Annotated in this window: 19 protein-coding genes; 13 read left to right on the top strand and 6 right to left on the bottom strand. The window is 44.2% G+C overall.

All coding sequences use genetic code 11. The features are described from left to right. Positions 1–54: 54 nt before the first annotated feature. Positions 55–759: an acyl-CoA dehydrogenase family protein gene (locus QUA88_RS21040; RefSeq protein ID WP_333273658.1), complete on the bottom strand. Its 705-nt coding sequence runs from the start codon at positions 757–759 to the stop codon at positions 55–57. 637 nt (positions 760–1,396) lie between these two features. Here QUA88_RS21040 and QUA88_RS21035 point away from each other — a divergent pair. Next, entirely contained in the window at positions 1,397–1,573 is a 177-nt protein-coding gene (locus QUA88_RS21035) for a hypothetical protein (protein ID WP_333273656.1), read from the top strand. A 528-nt stretch (positions 1,574–2,101) separates the two neighbouring features. Here the strand turns inward: QUA88_RS21035 and QUA88_RS21030 are convergent. Next, positions 2,102–2,224, bottom strand: coding sequence for a hypothetical protein (locus QUA88_RS21030; protein WP_333273653.1), 123 nt, complete (start codon positions 2,222–2,224; stop codon positions 2,102–2,104). Between the two features lie 964 nt (positions 2,225–3,188). Between QUA88_RS21030 and QUA88_RS21025 the strand changes: the two genes are divergently transcribed. Then, positions 3,189–3,377 (top strand): hypothetical protein, encoded by a 189-nt coding sequence (locus QUA88_RS21025; RefSeq protein WP_333273650.1) that lies wholly within the window; start codon positions 3,189–3,191, stop codon positions 3,375–3,377. An 85-nt stretch (positions 3,378–3,462) separates the two neighbouring features. Here the strand turns inward: QUA88_RS21025 and QUA88_RS21020 are convergent, their stop codons facing one another. Beyond that, entirely contained in the window at positions 3,463–3,642 is a 180-nt protein-coding gene (locus QUA88_RS21020; RefSeq protein ID WP_333273647.1) for a hypothetical protein, read from the bottom strand. Positions 3,643–4,171: 529 nt separating this feature from the next. Continuing rightward, entirely contained in the window at positions 4,172–4,303 is a 132-nt protein-coding gene (locus QUA88_RS21015) for a hypothetical protein (protein WP_333273645.1), read from the bottom strand. A gap of 536 nt (positions 4,304–4,839) precedes the next feature. Between QUA88_RS21015 and QUA88_RS21010 the strand changes: the two genes are divergently transcribed. The 6 genes from QUA88_RS21010 to QUA88_RS20985 all read left to right on the top strand — a co-directional run bounded on the left by QUA88_RS21010 (position 4,840) and on the right by QUA88_RS20985 (position 8,990). Beyond that, positions 4,840–4,998, top strand: coding sequence for a hypothetical protein (locus tag QUA88_RS21010; protein WP_333273643.1), 159 nt, complete (start codon positions 4,840–4,842; stop codon positions 4,996–4,998). A 252-nt stretch (positions 4,999–5,250) separates the two neighbouring features. Beyond that, on the top strand, positions 5,251–5,652 hold the full coding sequence (locus QUA88_RS21005) for a plasmid mobilization protein (protein ID WP_333273640.1): 402 nt from the start codon (positions 5,251–5,253) through the stop codon (positions 5,650–5,652). A gap of 50 nt (positions 5,653–5,702) precedes the next feature. Continuing rightward, positions 5,703–7,313 carry a relaxase/mobilization nuclease domain-containing protein gene (locus QUA88_RS21000; RefSeq protein ID WP_333273638.1) on the top strand — a complete coding sequence of 537 codons (1,611 nt, stop codon included), beginning with the start codon at positions 5,703–5,705 and terminating at the stop codon, positions 7,311–7,313. 284 nt (positions 7,314–7,597) lie between these two features. Next, the gene (locus QUA88_RS20995) at positions 7,598–7,936 is read left to right on the top strand and encodes a hypothetical protein (RefSeq protein ID WP_333273636.1); all 339 of its coding nucleotides are present in this window, start codon (positions 7,598–7,600) and stop codon (positions 7,934–7,936) included. A gap of 317 nt (positions 7,937–8,253) precedes the next feature. Beyond that, entirely contained in the window at positions 8,254–8,670 is a 417-nt protein-coding gene (locus QUA88_RS20990; RefSeq protein ID WP_333108717.1) for an element excision factor XisH family protein, read from the top strand. Continuing rightward, positions 8,658–8,990, top strand: a complete 333-nt coding sequence (locus tag QUA88_RS20985; protein ID WP_015179801.1) for a XisI protein — start codon at positions 8,658–8,660, stop codon at positions 8,988–8,990. Before QUA88_RS20990 ends, QUA88_RS20985 begins: the two co-directional genes overlap by 13 nt. Before the next feature lie 114 nt (positions 8,991–9,104). Here QUA88_RS20985 and QUA88_RS20980 read toward each other — a convergent pair whose 3' ends face one another. Continuing rightward, on the bottom strand, positions 9,105–10,178 hold the full coding sequence (locus tag QUA88_RS20980) for a hypothetical protein (protein WP_333273634.1): 1,074 nt from the start codon (positions 10,176–10,178) through the stop codon (positions 9,105–9,107). Between the two features lie 65 nt (positions 10,179–10,243). Between QUA88_RS20980 and QUA88_RS20975 the strand changes: the two genes are divergently transcribed. Together QUA88_RS20975 and QUA88_RS20970 are read left to right on the top strand one after the other, a co-directional pair. Then, positions 10,244–10,417, top strand: coding sequence for a hypothetical protein (locus tag QUA88_RS20975; RefSeq protein WP_015179625.1), 174 nt, complete (start codon positions 10,244–10,246; stop codon positions 10,415–10,417). A gap of 2 nt (positions 10,418–10,419) precedes the next feature. Then, positions 10,420–11,043 (top strand): siphovirus Gp157 family protein, encoded by a 624-nt coding sequence (locus QUA88_RS20970; protein ID WP_333273630.1) that lies wholly within the window; start codon positions 10,420–10,422, stop codon positions 11,041–11,043. 235 nt (positions 11,044–11,278) lie between these two features. Here QUA88_RS20970 and QUA88_RS20965 read toward each other — a convergent pair whose 3' ends face one another. Further along, entirely contained in the window at positions 11,279–11,503 is a 225-nt protein-coding gene (locus QUA88_RS20965) for a hypothetical protein (protein WP_333273628.1), read from the bottom strand. Positions 11,504–11,692: 189 nt separating this feature from the next. Between QUA88_RS20965 and QUA88_RS20960 the strand changes: the two genes are divergently transcribed. From QUA88_RS20960 to QUA88_RS20950, 3 genes are all read left to right on the top strand, one after another. After that, positions 11,693–15,226, top strand: a complete 3,534-nt coding sequence (locus QUA88_RS20960) for a hypothetical protein (protein ID WP_333273625.1) — start codon at positions 11,693–11,695, stop codon at positions 15,224–15,226. 421 nt (positions 15,227–15,647) lie between these two features. Further along, on the top strand, positions 15,648–18,053 hold the full coding sequence (locus QUA88_RS20955; RefSeq protein ID WP_333273622.1) for a hypothetical protein: 2,406 nt from the start codon (positions 15,648–15,650) through the stop codon (positions 18,051–18,053). A gap of 136 nt (positions 18,054–18,189) precedes the next feature. Then, positions 18,190–18,801: a hypothetical protein gene (locus QUA88_RS20950; RefSeq protein WP_333109686.1), complete on the top strand. Its 612-nt coding sequence runs from the start codon at positions 18,190–18,192 to the stop codon at positions 18,799–18,801. The last annotated feature ends 130 nt before the right edge of the window (positions 18,802–18,931 follow it).

Below are 18,931 nucleotides of genomic sequence, written 5' to 3'. Positions count from 1 at the left end.
CTTCTAATAATGGTGAATTTATCTCAAAATATACTCACCACTGATGAACAGTGTTCAATAAGATGCGTTCCCCCTGGCCATCTGTGCCGTTCTTAACCCCATTTTTGATATCTTTCTTTTGACAATCAAACCCGGAGAATCTTTTTCTACTAAAAAACAGGTAATTCCCCTTTTCCCTCGTTCTGGGTTTAGGGTGGCAAAGACTAGAATTAGGTTGGCGATATTGCTCCGCAACGGTGACGCGATATTGCTCCGCAAGGCTGACACGATCGCACCGTTAGTTACAAACATTTTACTACCATTTAAAATATATTTATCTCCCTCCCTTTGGGCAGTAGTTTGCAGGCTGTAAACATCCGAACCCGCTTCTGGTTCTGTTACTGCATGAGCGCCAATTAATTCGCCTTTTACAAGTTTGGGAAGATACTTGAGTTTTTGTTCGGGAGTACCAAATGTCAACAAAGGAATTTCGCAAGCCCATGTATGAGCGGCAATTGAGAAAAGCAAGCCGTTATCTTTACAACCGTATCCTAGACCTTCTAAAGCATAAATAGTTGTGAGGGGATCTAATTCTTTTCCCCCATATTCCTGGGGGATTGGCAATCCCATAATTCCCCATTTTCCACATTTTTTCCAGCCCTCTAGGTTAAATTCTTCCTGCTGGTCTAGTTCGACAAGATTTTCTATCAATAAATTTTTGGCAAACTGAATTACGCTTTCCTTAATTTCAACCTGTTCTTTAGCCCATGAAAAATCCACTGACTACCTTCCTCTGTTAGATGACTTGTTTCTTCCACATTCAGCAGGTTTGCCGATCGAGTCTAACGTATTTTGTCTGACCGATCGCACCGACAAATTAACCAGCGCGATCCTCTGATGGGTTAACGATCGTCGGCAACACCTACGCGATGCTCTTGTCTTTACCCCTGTCCCATAAATTAATATTGAGGCCTCAGACTTAATCGCAGCCTGCCTCCGATTGACCGTCGCCTCCTTCAGATCCTTTTTCACCAGAGCTTGCTTGTACTGGATGACGAGAGCGATCGCACGCTTGTCTGTCCAACTGAAGAAACTAAGAAACTAAAGTTGGTGGGGGTGGCTGTCCCATTACCACTACAAAGAATTATTTTAAGCTCTTCTCAGAAGCTAACCAGGTATTGGTACTCGTGCGATCGCGCATTCATCAAGCGCCCTGATATCTTGGTTGAAGCCTAAGTCAAAAGTAGCATTAGATGGTATGGTCGCATCTATGCGAGCGGCAGCGGCAGGCTGGAGGTTTACAACCTGAACAATAGGTTTTACCAGCAGTGGGTTCCGAACTTGCGCGGCCCTGCATGCGATCGCGCCAATCGGCGTAGAGTTAGGACTATGGCAGGGCAGCTATCAAAACCAAACGATGCTGTGGCTGAGGTGGTGGGACACAGAGGGCAATTTGCTGCTGACAGGTGCACAACGAGCCTCTAAAACCCAACAAGCACTTTTTGATGCAATTCCTCGGCTGTTGGGAATGGGATTGAATGCAGAGGAAGTGGCAGAAGCCGTTGTCAAGCTCGATCAAACAATAACAGTTTAGCCGATTGCAAAGCGCGGGCCCGACAATAATATTTCACTCCACTGTTAAGGCTGACATAACGGCTACTGCTACTGCGCTGCCAATTTCCTCACACTTGTGAAATTTGATTTTTAATTCAACTTACCATACTGTAACTTGACTATTAAGTCAATTCACTTGTTGTTAAAAAGGCTAAAAAATAGCTAATTGTTGTGGAGCGCTAAAGTCAGGCAAGTGCCGTATAAAGTCAGGTATTTGCAGTATAAAATCAGTGAGATTACAGGCATTTGCAGGGGCTGCACTCTACCTGTATTTACCCAAAAATATCCTGCAAATGCCTGAATTTATCGGTCAAATTGCTGCTTTTTTGTGCTGTTCATTCCTTTGCTTGTTGAGGCTGGTTATGGCTGTTTAGTTTTGGTAGCAAGCAATGGTTTTGTCCGTACAAAACCTGACTTTTACGTGCAGATAAAAAATAATGCACCCTTATGAATGGGGCATTCTAGGTGTCAAGGGGCTTAATTTTTACCCGATATTCGACTGTACCGATTACTCACATTGCTCCTGTTGTTGTGACAACTTCGTAGCAGCACTGGCATTAATTGCCCCGTCACACCTGGGTAGCGAGCGATCGGCTTGAGCGACAGCTCGATCGCCCACAACGGAGCTCATAGAATCAAACAGGTGAGCGGCTACCAATCTCGCGCCGTAGCTTAAGCTATTGAGGAGGATTTTGCGGAGGCAATCGACGCGGGCCTTTCTTGCATCGGTCGATATTGTGGCGATAGTTGGCGAGATGCAATTTGAAGAGTTTAAGCAGCTAAAAGGTGATGGGCGCTCTCATAAAAACTCATAAAAACGTATATTGCTGAAAGTTTTCCTAGGTCTGCCGCTCTTTGATTTTCCCTTGCTGACCACGGAAAAACCAGGAGCGATCGGCTTGTTGGGCAGCCCGATCGCTCCTGGTTGATTCCCCGGTAAATCGATAGGGAATAAGAAATTACTATTTCTATAAATGGATAGGCGGGGAAATTTGATTTCCTTGACCGGCGTTGCAACGATCAGGGGTACAGCCGAGATACGCGCAAAATAGGACAAGACGTAAAGTTTTGTAAATATAAGACAAAATGACTTGAAGTAGCAAAGCCTGAAATACTTGGCAGTAAAAGATTTCCGTTTTTGGGGTCTGTACGAAGGCAGAGTATAACTAATACTCTGCCCTCTCAAACTTGGTTGAACAGTCAGCTAATTTAGGATGCTTTTGTACTTGCAAGCTTCCTCGAAAGCTACGTAGGGGCTTATTTGTTACGTTTCTTAATATCATGTCCTATTTTACAGGTATCTCGGCTGTACCCCGATCACAGACGCTCTCACCCTTAAGACACCGTATTAGGGTCTGCTCTTAACCTGCCTTCATAGCAACAGTTTAGCCGATTGCAAAGCGCGGGCTCGACAACAGCAATTTACGCGACTGTCAAGGCTGACATAACGACTACTTTGTTGCCACTTTTCTCACACTTGCTCAACTTGATTCTTAATTCAACTTAAATACTGTAACTTGACTATTAAATCAATTCGGATTTTGTTAAAAAGGCTAAAAAATTAGCTAATTGTTGCGTCAGCTAAAATCAGGGATTTGCAGTATAAAGTCAGGCGTTTGCAGTATAAAGTCAGGCAAGTGCAGGTATTTGCAGGGGCTGCACTTTACCTGCAAATACCTGAAAATATCCTGCAAACGCCTGAATTTTTCGGTCAAATTGCTGCTTTTTTGTGCTGTTCGTGCTTTTGCTTGTTGAGGCTGCTTTTGGCTGTTCTCTCTCAGTAGCAAGCAATGTTTTTGTGATCACAAACCAGACTTTTACGCGCAGAAATAAAAACACTGCACCCTTATGAATGGGGAATCTTAGGTATCAAGGCGCTTGATTTTTACCCGATATTCGACTGTGCCGATTGCTCACATTGCTCCTGTTGTTGTGGCGGTTTTTGTGGAGGCGATCGACGCCGACAACTGTCACAACAGCCGATGTTGTGGCAGTTGTTGGCGAGGCAGAACTTGCCCGGTTCAAGCGGAGTGCCGCTCGTTGCCCCATTTTTTGATTTCTCCGTGCTGACACGGAATGAACCAGGCGATCGGCTGGATGCGGTAACTCGATCGCCCGCCAGCAGACTTATCTGTTCGCGACTCGCACCGTCGATCGAAGCCGCCACCAAAAAAATTAGCTAATTGTTGCGTCAGCTAAAGTCAGGCATTTGCAGTATAAAATCAGGCGTTTGCAGTACAAAATCAGTGAAATACAGGTTTTTGCACGGGCTGCATTTTACCTGCAAATGCCTGTAAATATCCTGCAAATGCCTGACTTTTTCGGTCAAATTACTGCTTTTTTGTGTCGAGCGTACATTTGCCTGTTGAGGCAGGTTATGGCGGTTCTCTCTCGGTAGCAAGCAATGGTTTTGTGATCGCAAACCTGACTTTTACGTACACAAATAAAAACAATGCACCCCCCGTGAATAGAGATTACTGCCTGTACGAATAAGGTAGAGAACTATAACGACCATTGATAACTGAAAGTCGATCGACTGCTGTAAACCAAGCGGTCGTTCCCTCACGACTGTTGTAAATCAAGCCTCCGTTCCCTCACGACTGTTGTAAACCAAGCCCGTCGTTTCCTCACGACTGTTGTAAACCAAGCCCGCCGTTTCCTCACGACTGCTGTAAACCGAGTGCGTAGGAGGTGACGGAGATTCGAGCACAAGATTGAATTAAACCGGAGGAAGCGAATAATTCGCAATCCTCCATCCGACCTTCGTAATTATTCGGTCATTCGGCCTCTCACGACCGAGAATAATTTGCGGTTGAAGAAAAGAAACAACTTTTCTTTATTTCAAACATCGGACGATCGAGGAAATGTTAATGACGAAGGTCGAGCGCTCGAAGGGCGGAGTATGCGTTGACTTTTACAGTTGCCAACACGATAGCCATCGACTGTAAATAGCGATCGCTCGCAACACAGGCAAGTGCAGTATAAAGTCAGGCATTTGCAGTACAAAATCAGTAAGGAGACAGGCATTTGCAGGAACTGCACTCTACCTGTATTTACCCGAAAATATCCGGCAAACACCTGAATTTTTCCATCAACTTGCTGCTTTTTTGTGTCGAGCGTGCAGTGGTTTGTTGAGGCAGGTTAAGGCTGTTCTTTCTCGGTAGCAAGCAATGTTTTTGCGATCGCAAACCCTGACTAATTCGTGCTGACAAAAAATAATGCACCCTTATGAATGGGGAATCCTAGATGTCAAGGCGCTTAATTTTTACCCGCTCTTCGACTGTGCCGATTGCTCACATTGCTCCTGCTGTTGTGGCGGCTTTTGTGGCAGCACCGGCATCAATTGCCACAACTTTCCCATCGCACTTGGGTAGCGATCGCTCACATTGCTCGCTCTCTTGTTAACCAGCCATCGCTCTCTTGTTAACCAGCCATCACCGTCAGACGTTTAATCGTCCTTCCACTGCGATCGCCTCACTCGCTATAATTTATACACAAAAATTAAATAAACTGAGAGTTGGGTAGGCATCAGTCTCTACTTTGATAAACCCTCTAATAGCCCTCTCCAATTGGAGGGGATAAAATCACCTGACTAGCGGTTTTTAATTACAGCGGTTAACTTGTATCTTGGCAAGAGGTTTTTACTGATTAAAAACTATGAAAACTTTACCGTCCGTCAAACCTAGAGAGCTGCTATCCAACCATATTCACATTCGCCTCACTGACTCTGACTACAATCAAATTAAAGCCAGAGCAGAGCAAGTAAATTTGAGCATGAGCGACTTCATGCGTCGTGCAGCTTTGAGGAGAACCATGCCACGCCCTCTAGCTGCATTTGACTTAAAAGCCTATCAAGTTTTATGCAAGATTGATGCCCAATTGAGAATTGCAGGAAACAACCTCAATCAACTTACTAAAACTTGCAATAGTGCTGTGCCATTGGGAGAACCAGTTGTTGTCAATCTAGGACTCTTAAAAAGCGTACAGCAGCTTATTCAACAAAACCAAACTGCAATTAAAACAATAGTTGCAAACCTGACAAAATCTACAGTCCGCTAATTCTTAACAAGCCTGAGCAATCGATGCAATAAACCTACTGCGAAACGGTTATGATTGGCAAACAAATCAAAGGTACAGGCTTTCGAGGCTGTCTGAACTACGTGCTGGGCAAAAAAGACGCTGCTCTAATTGGCGGTACTATGTGCGGACAGACTCCTGAAGAACTGGCTGCGGAATTTGCGATCGCCCGACAACTAAGACCTAACCTGAAAGTAGCTGTTTTTCACGCCACTTTATCTGTCGCAAGCACCGAAAAACTCGAAGATTCTGAAGAAAATGACCAACGCTGGCTGGCGATTGCAGCCAACTACATGAAAGCGATGGAATTTGACAACAACCAGTACGCAGTTGTCAAGCACAGCGATACAGAACACGACCACATCCACATCGTCGCCAGTCGCATTTGCCTAGATGGAGGTGTTGTTGACGATAGCTGGGATTATTACAAAAGCCAAGAAACTATTCGCCAGCTCGAACGGAACTACAACCTGGAAGCTGTTACACCCAGTTGGGAAACAGACAAGCGGGCTCAGACTACAGGAGAACACAGGCAATTAAAAAGCAAGGGAAACAAGAGTGTCAGGGTGCAATTGCAAGACCTAATTGATGAAGTTACCCAAGACAACCCAAGTATGCCAGAATTCGTTGAGCGGTTGCAGCAACAAGGCGTAAAGGTGCAAGTCGGATTGACTCAAACTGGAATCGGCTTCAGTCAAGGCATTTCTTACAATTTAGATGGAGTCGCTTTAAGTGGCACTCAGTTGGGTAAAGCCTACAGTTTTGCTGGATTGCAGAAGTATCGAGGCGTTAGCTATGACAAAGGGCGAGATAACGCCCTAATTGAAGCTTTAATGCAGCCACAAAACTTAGCGAACGGCCCTGGCGAGGCAGAGGAAAATGAGTTAGAATCGTCACAATCCGAGTTAGTAGCAAGCGCACCTGCTACTCCTGCAACAGCAAATGAGTTAGAGTTGCCACAATCCGAGTTAGTAGCAAGCGCGCCTGCAACTCTTGCAAGAGCAAATGAGTTAGAGTTACAGCTGTCAATCCTGCCTGAAAGGAATGAAACTCAGTGGCAAAAAGTGCGCTCGCATCTAGCAGTCGAGTACAGTTTACCTTTAGAATTGCTCGATTTATTGCACTCTCATTCTTGGCTGTATGCCGGCTCAGAAAAGGCTGTCTTTACAGCACGGACGCTTGACGGGGAAGCCCGGTTCGCTTTTGTTATCGATGAAAGAGGCAACTTTACTACAACCCATTCCCTGTCATCTGAAGCTGCTTTTTGGGTAGCCACTACTGGAGAAATTGAGCGAGCTGTGATTGCCTGTAACCCAATCGAAACCCTTTCAATTTTGCTTATTGAACAGGAAAATAACCAGGATAACTCTGCAACACCACCACCCACAATTTACCTAGGAATTGAACGAGCTTCACAACTGCCTATAGAATTCTTACAAGAACTCGATAGCGTTATTATAGCGATTGCAGAAAATTCTCAGCTCGCTCGAAATGCGCGATCGTTGCTACCGGATGCAGAACTTGTCAATCCACCGTCAAGTTGGAATGATATCTGGATACAATTAATTGAGCAAGAACAGCCAACTCCTAAACAAAATAACCAACAGTATAAACGGCACACCCAAGACCTCGAACTGGATTAGTTATGATTCTCGAAAAAAGTGAGTATTGTTTAATAAAAACGCTATTTAAAAAATTTCTAACTTGCGAGCTAAATTACTGATAGTGCTACCACTAAGTATTACAAATTGGTGAATAGATTTATTAACTATTTTTCCTTAATTTGCTAAGGAAATTGAGACGGCGGTTGCTCATTTTTTTTGTGAGCCGACCTTGACAAAAAAAATATTTATACGTTTTTTCCTAAAAGTTAGTACAAAAAAAATGAGCGCTGTCGCGCTAAAAAATAAAGTATCGGAGATAAAAAATGGAACTATCACAGACCAACATCTATTACTTCAATAATTTAACCTGCGTCCACCAAACAGAAAACCAACTCTACATCATGGGTAGGGAAACAACTCTTGTACTGAATTTTCAACAAACAAGCTATCAAACGCTCGACAAAATAATCCACGCTCTGCGACTTTTGAGAGACAAAAAAGTCCAAGACCGAAAGTCAATTATTGAGCAAGAGCTGCTGGCCTTAAACTTCCAATTCCCTCTCGAAAGCAGCAACCGTAGCAACAACGACACCAACAATGGTAGCAGGAATGGTAGCAGCAACGACAGCAACAAAAACTGCGAACTAAAAATCGACTGGTAATTAAATGATGCCGGAGAGATAAGTTTGTTTCTCCGGCAGCCAATAGGCAACATTTTTCGCCACATCCAAAAATGGCTTCCTCTCATAGCACCATAGGTGTATCTCCTGCACTAAGAGCAAGCCGATATGTTCGAGTCGTCGGGCGCAACACTATGTCGGCTGCACAATTATATTTGGACGAAAGGCTTCTTCTGATCTAAAAAAAGCCGAGGGGCAAAGTTTTGTGGCGCTGCCCGAGAACATCGCTTTCAAATGAATAGCGTATATACTTGAAATAAAACTCTCGAAGATATTAGACACAACGAATCAGTACAGCTATGTCTGCTAAAGATGTCTTTCACGAAGTCGTTAAAATCGCTCTCCAGAAAGATGGATGGCAGATTACTCACGATCCATACACTTTACAAGCAGGAAGTTTAGAACTTTACATCGACTTGGGTGCCGAAAGGGTGGTTGCGGCCCAAAAAGACGGACAGAAAATTGCCGTTGAAATCAAAAGTTTTATTGGCCCCTCCAAAATCTCCCAGTTTTACACAGCTTTAGGACAATTCATTAGTTATCGAGCCGCTTTGCAACAACAAGAAACTGACCGCATTTTATACCTAGCAGTACCCAGCCATGTCTACGATAGTTTTTTCACAATGGGGTTTATTCAGTCTTTAATTCAACAAAATCAAATTCATTTAATTGTTTACGATATAGAGCAGGAGGCGATCGCACAATGGCAAATGTAGACCTTTATAGGCAGCACATCCAAAATCTGCTCTCCCAACACGCTAGTCTTGTGTGGGATGAGCGAATTCAGGCTCAAACTATCTTTGATACCGAGCGCGATCATTATCAATTAGTATATGTGGGCTGGCGCAATCAGCGGCGAATTTATGGCCCGGTTTTGCACCTAGATATTATGGACAATAAAATTTGGATTCAGCAGGATGGAACCGAGGTGGGTATTGCTAACGAGCTCGTAGAATTAGGAGTTCCTAAACAAGACATTATACTTGGTTTTGACCCTCCTAATATGCGACAATTAAGTGACTTTGCTATTGGATAAATTACGCTTAATGGTTAAAAAACTTAGCTTTTTTGAAGGCTACTTTTTTATTTCCTTTGTATTAATTATCAACATTTATTGCAGTCAATAAGTCGGATATTGCGTGCGCTCGCATCAAAACTTTGAAACCCGATTGCAAGCAGAACCGACGCCAAACCCAGATAAATAAGTAAGGCGATAGTTACTTTTAGCCATAGCCCTTGCCTCTCTAGTTGTCCAAGGTTTGACGCTTAGCAAATCGGGCTCAGTTTCCAGTTGCTTTAAATAAGAGCGATCGCCCGTTACAAAGGCGATCGCAATCGCCAAGAACTTGCAACAGCTCAAAGGAGCCTGAACCACCTGCTTTTCAGTAAACCTAACCACAATCCAATTCCACTCTAAGAATAATTGATTGCGGCGCATATCGCTGTCAGCATCGCAGCAGTGAGTGGGCTTCTTAGATTTGCCAGCATAAGGTTCATCAATCTCGACATCAATTCCGAGTCCAGATGCAGTGTGAATTACAATAAAATCTGCTGAATAGCTCCTCTGAGATGACGGAATTTTAAACTCTGCTGCTTGGACAACTTCCTCGAAATATTGCTGTAAGTATTGCAAAAAGCGTTGTTCACTCACTCCTTGCCGAGCTTGAGATGTGCCATTAGGACTAACGCGAAGTGACATCAAATCCTTGAGCGCTCGATTTCTGGAATCTAACTCAAATTTTGCGCTTTTTAAACCTGTCTGCAACCCTTCTTTTTCCACCTTAAAACTAGAAAATTTTTGCTGTTTATTCGATGATAAATCTTGATGGGATAATATATTTTGTTGATTGTACTCAAGAATTTGCTGCTTATACCTGGATAGCAGTTTTTGACGGCAACCAAACACATAACTATAAGCAGCCGCAATTAAACATGAATAAGCAGCTACTACCAACAGCATTTCCCACCACAGCCAACCCCAAGAAATAGCTAATAGCGGAAGTGCGATCGCACCATAGAGCCAAAATACCCAAATTAACCACAGCAACTTGACAGGTAACACCACAGGTGGTTGAGGCGGAGTCAGCAAAACAACAGGTTGCTCGAATTGTTGAGTTTCTTGAAGTTGGGATGAGGTGGCACAACTAGAAGTTGCCTCTGGCAAAGGATATTGATGGCAGAACTGCATTACCACTTTGGGGTAAAAAACTATAGGATAATTCATAACTTTAAATACTCCTTTTTTTAAGAGCGCGGTCGCGCTATTTTTAAGAAAGTTTTTTGAATTGTATGCAAAAAATTACCCAGTCAAACTCACAAAATTTAACTCATTCTCAACCAGTTAGCAAAATTCAAAAGGACAAACAAATCTCTCTTAAATCCGACCCGGAAACAATGGCTGCGCTTACTCAACTCGAAGAACGCCGCGATTATTATCACACCTGCATCAACGGAGGATACTAAGCATGAATTTAGCCACAGCGACGCTTGCTCAAAGTTCAATAACTGCGGCTCAAGTTTGGCATCAACTAGAATCTGCAGAAAGCTCAGAAGAAATCGACCAACTGCTGCAATCCCTTTGGCAAACCCAAGAAACCCAGGAACTCGCTGTTGATGCCCATGCCGACTTAGCCGACCAAATTGATGCCGAAATTGCAGGAATTACAGCGCGAATGCAGTATTTGATAGAACTGCATTCAAAAGCTATCAACAAACTCCAGGGGTGGAGAGAGCGCTTAGACAAAACCGTTCTCTACTTCAACGAGTGCGGCGTGTTAACTTCCGAAATAGTTGGCAAACACCGCCGCATTGCTGTCAAGGAAAATCCGCCTACCTGTGAAGTTTTGATTGACCCATCTCACCTGCCAGAACCCTATCGCCGAGTCGAAACCAAAACCGTAATTTCTGCCGACAAAAAGGCGATTTCAGACGCTTGGAAACAAGGAATGCCTGTAGATGGCACTAGGGTTTTCCGCAAGCGCAAAGTGGTTTACAGCTTGCTTCCCGGTAACAATTTACACTCTCTTCAAGCCAACCAGACGCTTGAGAGTCGTTCTTCGGATAAAACGCAGTCCAAAAAACGGCGTTAGCCATCTTTTTAGGTGTCAGGAATACCTTGGTCTGACACCTAAATTATTAGACATATCCGAATTAGACACCTCCGAATTATACCATTTCTGAAAAGTCATGCAACAGTAGCAACAGTAGGTTGATTTCGTGAAATAAACCCAACGATGCAAATTGTAGCAAGACTTTTTAGAAATGGTATTACAATGTGACACGTTTGTTTTGTAAGAGCGAAGACTTAATTTCGGTCGGTATCTCTTATAAATCAATCCAGTATTGAGGGTTCTCCACTTGTTCTTCGGTGACGTTGAATAAGTTTGACACTCTACCTTTAATAACCCCGTTAGCAGCGAGGTTCAAACCTCCCAATTGCTGACTGTTTTCACCTTCTCCAAAAGCAACGCGGGCAAGTGTATCGCTATCGCTATCAGAGAAATAATCTCGCTGGCTTTCCATAGCCGTAGTTGTGCGAACTACTTTCACTTTTTTTCTCCACATTGGGATTGTCATCCTGATTGTAACACGCTACTTCTTTCTGATAAACCCCTCCAATTGGAGGGGGTGAATATCACTCAGTAGCAGGAATTTGTGAAGGAACAACCTTGTCAAAATCTGGACTATTACTGTGCGTAAGTCCTAAAAATGTAAAAACTAGGATTCAGGAGCTAATCAATGAGCAGAAGAAAACTTACCCCTGAATATCGCTCCACAGAATGGGTAGCTGGGGAAGGACTAAAAATCCCAGTCTTTGATATGTCCTTGGCTGACGGTAGAGCAAAAGGGCGGTACCAAGCTGAATCAGAAGTGCTGCGTAACTCCCTGCTTGAACTGCTTTTTGGACCTGAAGAACTAGCATCCCTAAGCATCGTTAAACCCGACCCAAATGATAGCAGCTTCGACCCTCTGAAAAACATCGATTTCGGAGATGATATTACCAGAAGAGTTGCTTTCAGCTCCGGCAAAAATGTATACTTTGCAGACATTGAACTCTCAACCAAACTGTTGAGCGTATTCAAAACCCAACCAGACCACGCCTGTCGCTACGGCTCACTCCTAGTTAGCAGTTGCAACCAAGGAGCCAAATTGTTAGATAGCTCCCTTGACGGCGAAACCTTGCGACTCAAAATTGTTGATTCTCAAAGCGATGACCAAAGTGAAAAAGCGAAAGCTCATAAGTGGCAAACCGGAGACTGTCACGGTAAAATTTCACCGGCACTAGCCCAACAATTAGGAGGGAATTACAACCGACCTTTTCAATTCAGATTTGCCTGGATGCAGGAATGGGGACAAGAAGACTGCCACACTCCAGAAATTAGCTTTCTTGCCAAAGGAACGCTGTTGCCTGATGCTAATTTAACCTCCGACTTGGGTTATGATATCATTATGGATCGCTCCTCTATCAAAGGAGTTGCTAAAGAGCAATTAGCTGAACTTATCCCCTGTGGCGACTACGAATTTCCCAAAGCTATACTGGGAAACCGAGGCAACGCCAAAGTAACTGAATACGAAAATTCCTGGCAATTTTCGATTTGGTATTCCGAAGCAGCTATTGGGGCTGACATAGCCACACCGACCAAAATTGAAGCCCAAAAGCTAGCTGACTTGCAAAATAACCGGCTACAACTTGCCAAATACTTAGTGGAGCAGCACGACAAAAAAGCTGCTTTTCAATCTAGCCTTCACGAAGACAGCAGCGGATTAGAAGACGAAACAGATGAAAAAGCCCAGCGCAACGAATCCCGGCTAATTTCAATTTTGAGGAACGACAAACTCGGTCAACTCCTCGACTTTCCCAAAGTCGTCGATTTCATGCAAGAACAACTGGCTAAAAAGTGGAAAGACTTAGCAATTAAGGGAGCAATTCATCATGGTTCAGCAATGGCTCAACCTTGTGACAACCTCCAACCCGGTACAATTGTTGCCCCCCACTTGCGACACGGCACAGAAGCTATCGTTACCCGCTACCCGATTGTCAGTAAAGATAACATCCGCCGCTACACAGTAGACAACAAAAGCCATCCTGAATTAACGCAGTACAAAGGGTGCGTTTTCATTCGCTCCGACCAAGCCATGCAGCATCATCAATGCGATTTTGACGGCGATCAATTAGTGATTACGCCTGCTTCCCGAATGCCGAATATCGCCTCTGAAACCAGGCACGCTAATCAAGAGAATGAGTACGATGCAGTTGAAAAGCGAGAGAAAGTTGACTACAATAAAGCTACCGATAGTAATGGCGATCGCAAGTATACCAAATTGCGGCAAATTGCCGTAGCCATCGCCCAAAATAAAATCGGCTGGGTGGCTACCTTAATCGGGAGAGTGCAATCGTCAGCAGCAGAACCAGGACAGCCAGAAAGTTTATTCAATCAACAGAAGCGGAAGCTTCTTGGAAAGCTGTTTGATGCCCTGCAAATTGAAGTCGATAGTCCCAAAAGTGCTACTCGTACCGAAGACCACCACCCCACGTTACTGGAAAAGGCTAAGCAGTGGTCAGAACAGCACCCAAGCTACCTATTTGACTACAAAGACGACCCCAGGCTTTACAAAACCGTGCCATTACCTATAGGAGACGGCACCGCTATCAATTGCATCGCTAAGGAGGCTGTTAATCCAGAGTGGGAACCGACTCGTTTAAAAAGCCGCCACCGCGACGAATTTCGCTACCTGTTTGAGTCTCCTTCTGATTTAGATGAACGAGAAAAATGGGAGAAATATTATGTCAGGTGGGCGCAAGATATTAAGGAACGCTATCGAGAAAGGATGGGCGAAATTCACTTGGAGTGCGGCGGCGATTCTAAGGCAATTAAAGAAGCCGTCAGCAAGTTATACGAGAGCTTAAGAGCCGATGTGACCGAAACTTGGACTGACCCTGAAGAACGGTTTTTAGCTGCTAGTGCGATGTGGCACGTCGAAACCGCAAATCCCAACTTAGAAGTTCCTCGCAAAGCTTGTAAGGAACTTTCTCGCCAACTGCTGATTGAATTCAACCTTGAACCTGAGTACGAGCGACTCCACGAAGCAATGCCAAAAGACACTTACGTTCTGAGCGTCCCTTTCGAGGAATTTGAACTCGACGGCAGCAATAAGACTGTCAGGGATAAGAAGCGACAGCCAGTTGGCAAAGACTTAGCTGGACATTGGAAAGAATTGTTAGACAGCAAAGGCATTAAATATGAAGCAACTTTGCATCCGAGCCTGCCAATGGTCAATTTTGCCTTTATTGAACCCAGCGAAAAACTGGTGGGAATTCTTGAAAAGAAGTTTGGCGGGAATGCCAACGACATCGACAGTTTAGACTTAACTTACCGCGATGGTCTTGGTCGCACCAAAGATGTGAGTTCCCGCATTGTAGCTCCTGCTGATTATACTTGGCTTGAGTCCCAAAACCAAACACCTAAAGCAGCATTGGTTCTCAATTTGTTTACAGATGAAATTTGCCAGCAATTGCAAACCTTTCAGTTTGACAGAGCTGAACTGATTGGGCAGAAGTACAATGACTTGAAAGATGTTGACTTTAGCAGTCCCAAATGGAGGCAGAAAACATTGACTTTTGAGGTGGGTTCTGTTAGCGGTACCGATTCAAGGCGCGACGGCAGCCCTATTGTCCTTCTTGACGGACAAGAGCTAGCCATGTTCTCTGCTAATTCACCTAAATTGCCGATCGGCACTACCTTTGAGGCCACTATTGAACCCTCGCCTAAAGGCAGCGCTCTGATCTTAAACATCAACCCTAGCTCTGTGCAACTAATTGAATCAGTTGAGGAACTTTCAGAAGTCGCGTCAACCCCTTGTCAAAACCGATCGCTATCCGTATCGACAACTCCTTGTCAAGAGCGATCGCTTGTATCGCCAACCCCTACCCAAAACAAACCGCCATCTCAACCCGAAGACATTGCTGCCAGCCCCGCCCACCTCTCAGAATTGCTGAAAGATGCGATTTCTGAAGCATATAACCAAACTGGAGAAACTACAATTCCTGTGGGAAACTGGACAGCTTTTATTAGCAAATCTCGCAACAATCTTAGGTGTTTAGTCAGAGATGAAGCTGATAATCCGGTCTTGGCTGCTGACTTGAAAACAGGTCAAGTTATTAAGAAGCTTTCGGAAAATAGCAGCGCTCACTTTCTCAAATATATCTTAAAAATCGATGCTGAATTAGCTTCGGAATCTTCAAAATTTAGAGTTGCCGACGCACAACTTTAACGTAATTTCGGAAGTCATATTATGTCCGCTAACTAGACCGTAATTGCAATTCTATTACTTTGCTGTGGCGAATTTACAAATACCTGCTCATGCAAATCATAGAAAAAGCGCAAACCTTTTCAATGCGTGTTGCCTAAATGTGTCTTGCTTGTCGGAGGTCAAAGTCGAATGAGGCCAGAAAAGACACATTCGACTTTGACCTCCCTTGAGGACATTTGTACAACACACATTGAAGCCTGCGGTTTTATAGGTATTTTGACGGACATGATATGACACTTCTTTTGCTTCCGCTTAATCAATGCCTTCCCCCTCCGATTGGAGGGGGTCACTTTAACTCCCCAAAACCGCACTTTAGAGTGAAGTCACTAGCCATACTGCTCGAATTTCATGGGAAATATCCACTCACCCCGCCACAAAGATTATGCCCACAAAAACAGCATCCCGAAGCCGAAGCCAGGGAAATTACATCACCCCTAACACAGCGGAGGGCAAGAAAATCCTTAACTACCTAAGAAATCGCTGCGAGAAAGCTTTAGATTACTGCCTGGAAAACGGACTCACCAGCGTAGAAGATTTTGCCGATGCAATTGAAGAACTAACGGAAGCAGACGGCAAACCTGGCATTAGCGTGGAGGTCAAGCACAACGGACTCGTCCTCAGTTTGAGCGATCGACCTGAGTACGGCTCTACCACAGGAAAATACATGATGGAACACTTGGGAGAGCCGGACGACAACCGATTTACTAAAACAGGAATTGAAGCATTACTCGATTCGCCTCAAACTAAAATAAGGTCTAAGAAAGACGATTTACTCGATGAATTGGAGGATGAAGAACCCTCCCCCAAGTCTAAATCAAAAGCGACAACCAAGTCTAAAAAAGACGATTTACTAGATGAATTGGAGGATGATGAACCCTCTTCCACGTCTAAATCAAAAGCGACAAACAAGTCTAAAAAAGACGATTTACTAGATGAATTAGAGGATGATGAACCCTCGCGTCGCTCGAAATTTAAAGCCAATACCAAATCACAAAAAAATGAAAGAGAAAGTTGGGAGGATGACGAGCCATCACCCCACTCTCAAACCAAAACTAGACCTCCCAAAGATGACCTAGAGGAGTTGGATTCGGAGGAACCAGTGGTTAAATCTAAACCCTTAACCCGCTCTCCGAGAAATCAACTAAGTGAACTAGATGAGTTTGAACTCAAAGAACCTCAACCTAAAGCTAAGCCTCAAACTAAAAGCCACCTTCAAAACTCTGAGCGAGAAGATTTGGAAGACGAAGAATTATCAACTAAATCCCAAACCAAAAGAAAACTTCAGACAAATGAAGCGGTAGAAGTTGCTGAATCCTTAGCACGCACACCCTCAAAAACCCGAACTAGCCAACAGCGACCTCAAGGCAAAAAATCAAACGACCAGAACATCGATAGTATCCTCGATGCTGCTGTACAAGTTAGTGGTAGAACAGCCATTTCTGGAAGTGAGGTAGAAGGTACAACTGTCAGTGGCCTGAGCACTCAAGTTGCGGTTCTCGCTACTCTGATGGGGAAAAAAGCAGCTTCTCAAATTATAGAAGCTGCTCTTGGGGCTGGAAAAGAGCGCCAAGTCGCCGGTATTGTCAAAAGGCTCCAAGCTCAAAGCCAGCGAGCTGACTCGCTGTCGCAGCGGGTTACCAGCTTGGTTGAAGCGGATTCAGTTGCAGATGCAATGGTCGAATCCGAAGCTTTACCAATAGCTGAACCGGAGCCAGAACCGCAACAAAACATCTTATCTGAACCGGATGCCGAATTTGTCTCAACACCCGGTATGCTCTTAGCTAAAGCTGTTAGCAAAGTCCACGGAAAAGTTGATAAAATTTCCGGTCGTGTGAGAGACAACAATTCTGAAAAAACGGCTGCTATTAAGATTGACACAGAGGCGAGTTTTGAAGAACAACTCGTACAAATAAATGAAGCACTCAACCGACTTGAAAAGCGACTCGATACCCTAGAACAGCGAATAGAAGCTTTAGAGAACAAACTTTCTCTTCAAAAAAGCGAGACAGGCGTTCAAGCTGGCGATGCAAAATTAGAACCGCCCGACAGCTCGACTCCATCCCTCAGCGACCAATTCGTACAAAACGGAACAGAAATAGGTGAAAAAATTTCATTAGAATCAACAATCCCAGCTAGCAGCGCTAACGCTACTGCTAAAAAAATCACTGTGACCGCCCAAAATCTTACTCAGGACGCCCAACTTGCAGCAACACTGGCAAAAATTTACAGCTTAGCTGAAGAAGAAGCAAATGCGGAAGGCATTGCATTAGAAGACGGGGTTGATTTTGGACAAGCCAAACTTTATGTAACAAATTTTGACTTCTCTACCGCTGTCAGCTTAAAAACTAAGGAAGGCGAGGAACTGTTTTCAGCAGTACAGGATAAAACTGGAGAATGGAAAGTGACAAACGACTTCCTGAAACCTGAAGAAAAAGAAGAACTCGACCGCTTAAAGATTTTTCAACAAGCTCTCAACCAAGAGCGACTAGCTGAAATGGTAAAGAGAAGCAATCAAGATGAAGTCAGCTTTACCGATTCCCAAGGCTCGCGCCTCGACTTTGAAGTCGAATTCAGCGATAAATCCAAGTCGAAGGGTACTGTCAAAGGCTTTAACTCTCACAGCGAAATAGTTTTTGAGGCCAGCCTCCAAAAAGGTAATCTTGAGGTACTTCTGTGCGACATTCCACCAGAAGTAGTTGAAAATCTCCTCTCCCAACAGCAACTTGCTCCAAGCCAGAACTCCAACAAGCAGGAAGCGAGAAAAACTGAGACCGAAATGGAAATTTGAAATAACTTTTTTCACTTGCACCCTCCATTTGGAGGGGGTCACTCTCACTGTATAAAATCACCTTTGTTGGCGATTTTGCAGGGATTAGATGCAACTTAAATTGGCATTAAAGCACTAATTTAATCGAGATAGTGACATGGCTACTTACTTAGACCAAACAAGAAATGAACGAAACCGCAACTCATTATCACGCTGGTTAAAACAACAGAAGATAAAACTGGGCGACCTTCCATTCCTCGGCATTTGCCTAGCCTCGCTCATCTACTTCAGCATTCATGACCCGCTCTTAATTGCGACTTTAGGCTGCTCCAGCATTGTGTTTTTGAGTTTATGGCATCTCACTAGAGCTATTCCCATTGTAGAGCGATACATTGGCTGCAAAATTCGCTTTTGGCACATTGCCACTGCCATTATCACCTCTACTGCGCTTTGCTCCGTACTCGATTCCCCAGCCAACGCCCTCTTCCTCTCCGGCTTAGAAGAATTTATGCAAGAACTCGCAGAAGGAGCCTCTTCAGCAGGAGGCGAAGCTATTGATACCGAAGTCATCGAACTGATTTTCAACTTAATTCGCGGAGCATTTCTTTTGTTAGTAGCAGCCGCTTCTCTTTTCGCCTACAACCAAGCACAACAAGGTAATGACTGGAGACCAATTGTTACCCAAGTTGCCTTAGCCTTTGCCATTGTAATTGCCGTTGACGTAATAACTTTTCTGTTCGTTGGCAATGGCGGAGGTGGAGGAGCTTAGGGAAGAATGGGAAGGGGAATGGGAATGGGGGAGTGGGGGAGATTAGAGGTGTGCAGTAAACAGCAAGCTGTTTAAATTTTCAGGTAGATGGCAGTTACACAATCCCTCATTTCTCTTCAAGTGGGTGAGT

Origin of the sequence: Microcoleus sp. D3_18_C2 (assembly GCF_036702395.1) — a bacterium.
Taxonomy (GTDB): Bacteria; Cyanobacteriota; Cyanobacteriia; order Cyanobacteriales; family Microcoleaceae; genus Microcoleus.
Note: the sequence above shows the minus strand (reverse complement) of the source record. Positions and strands in the feature narration are given on the sequence as shown.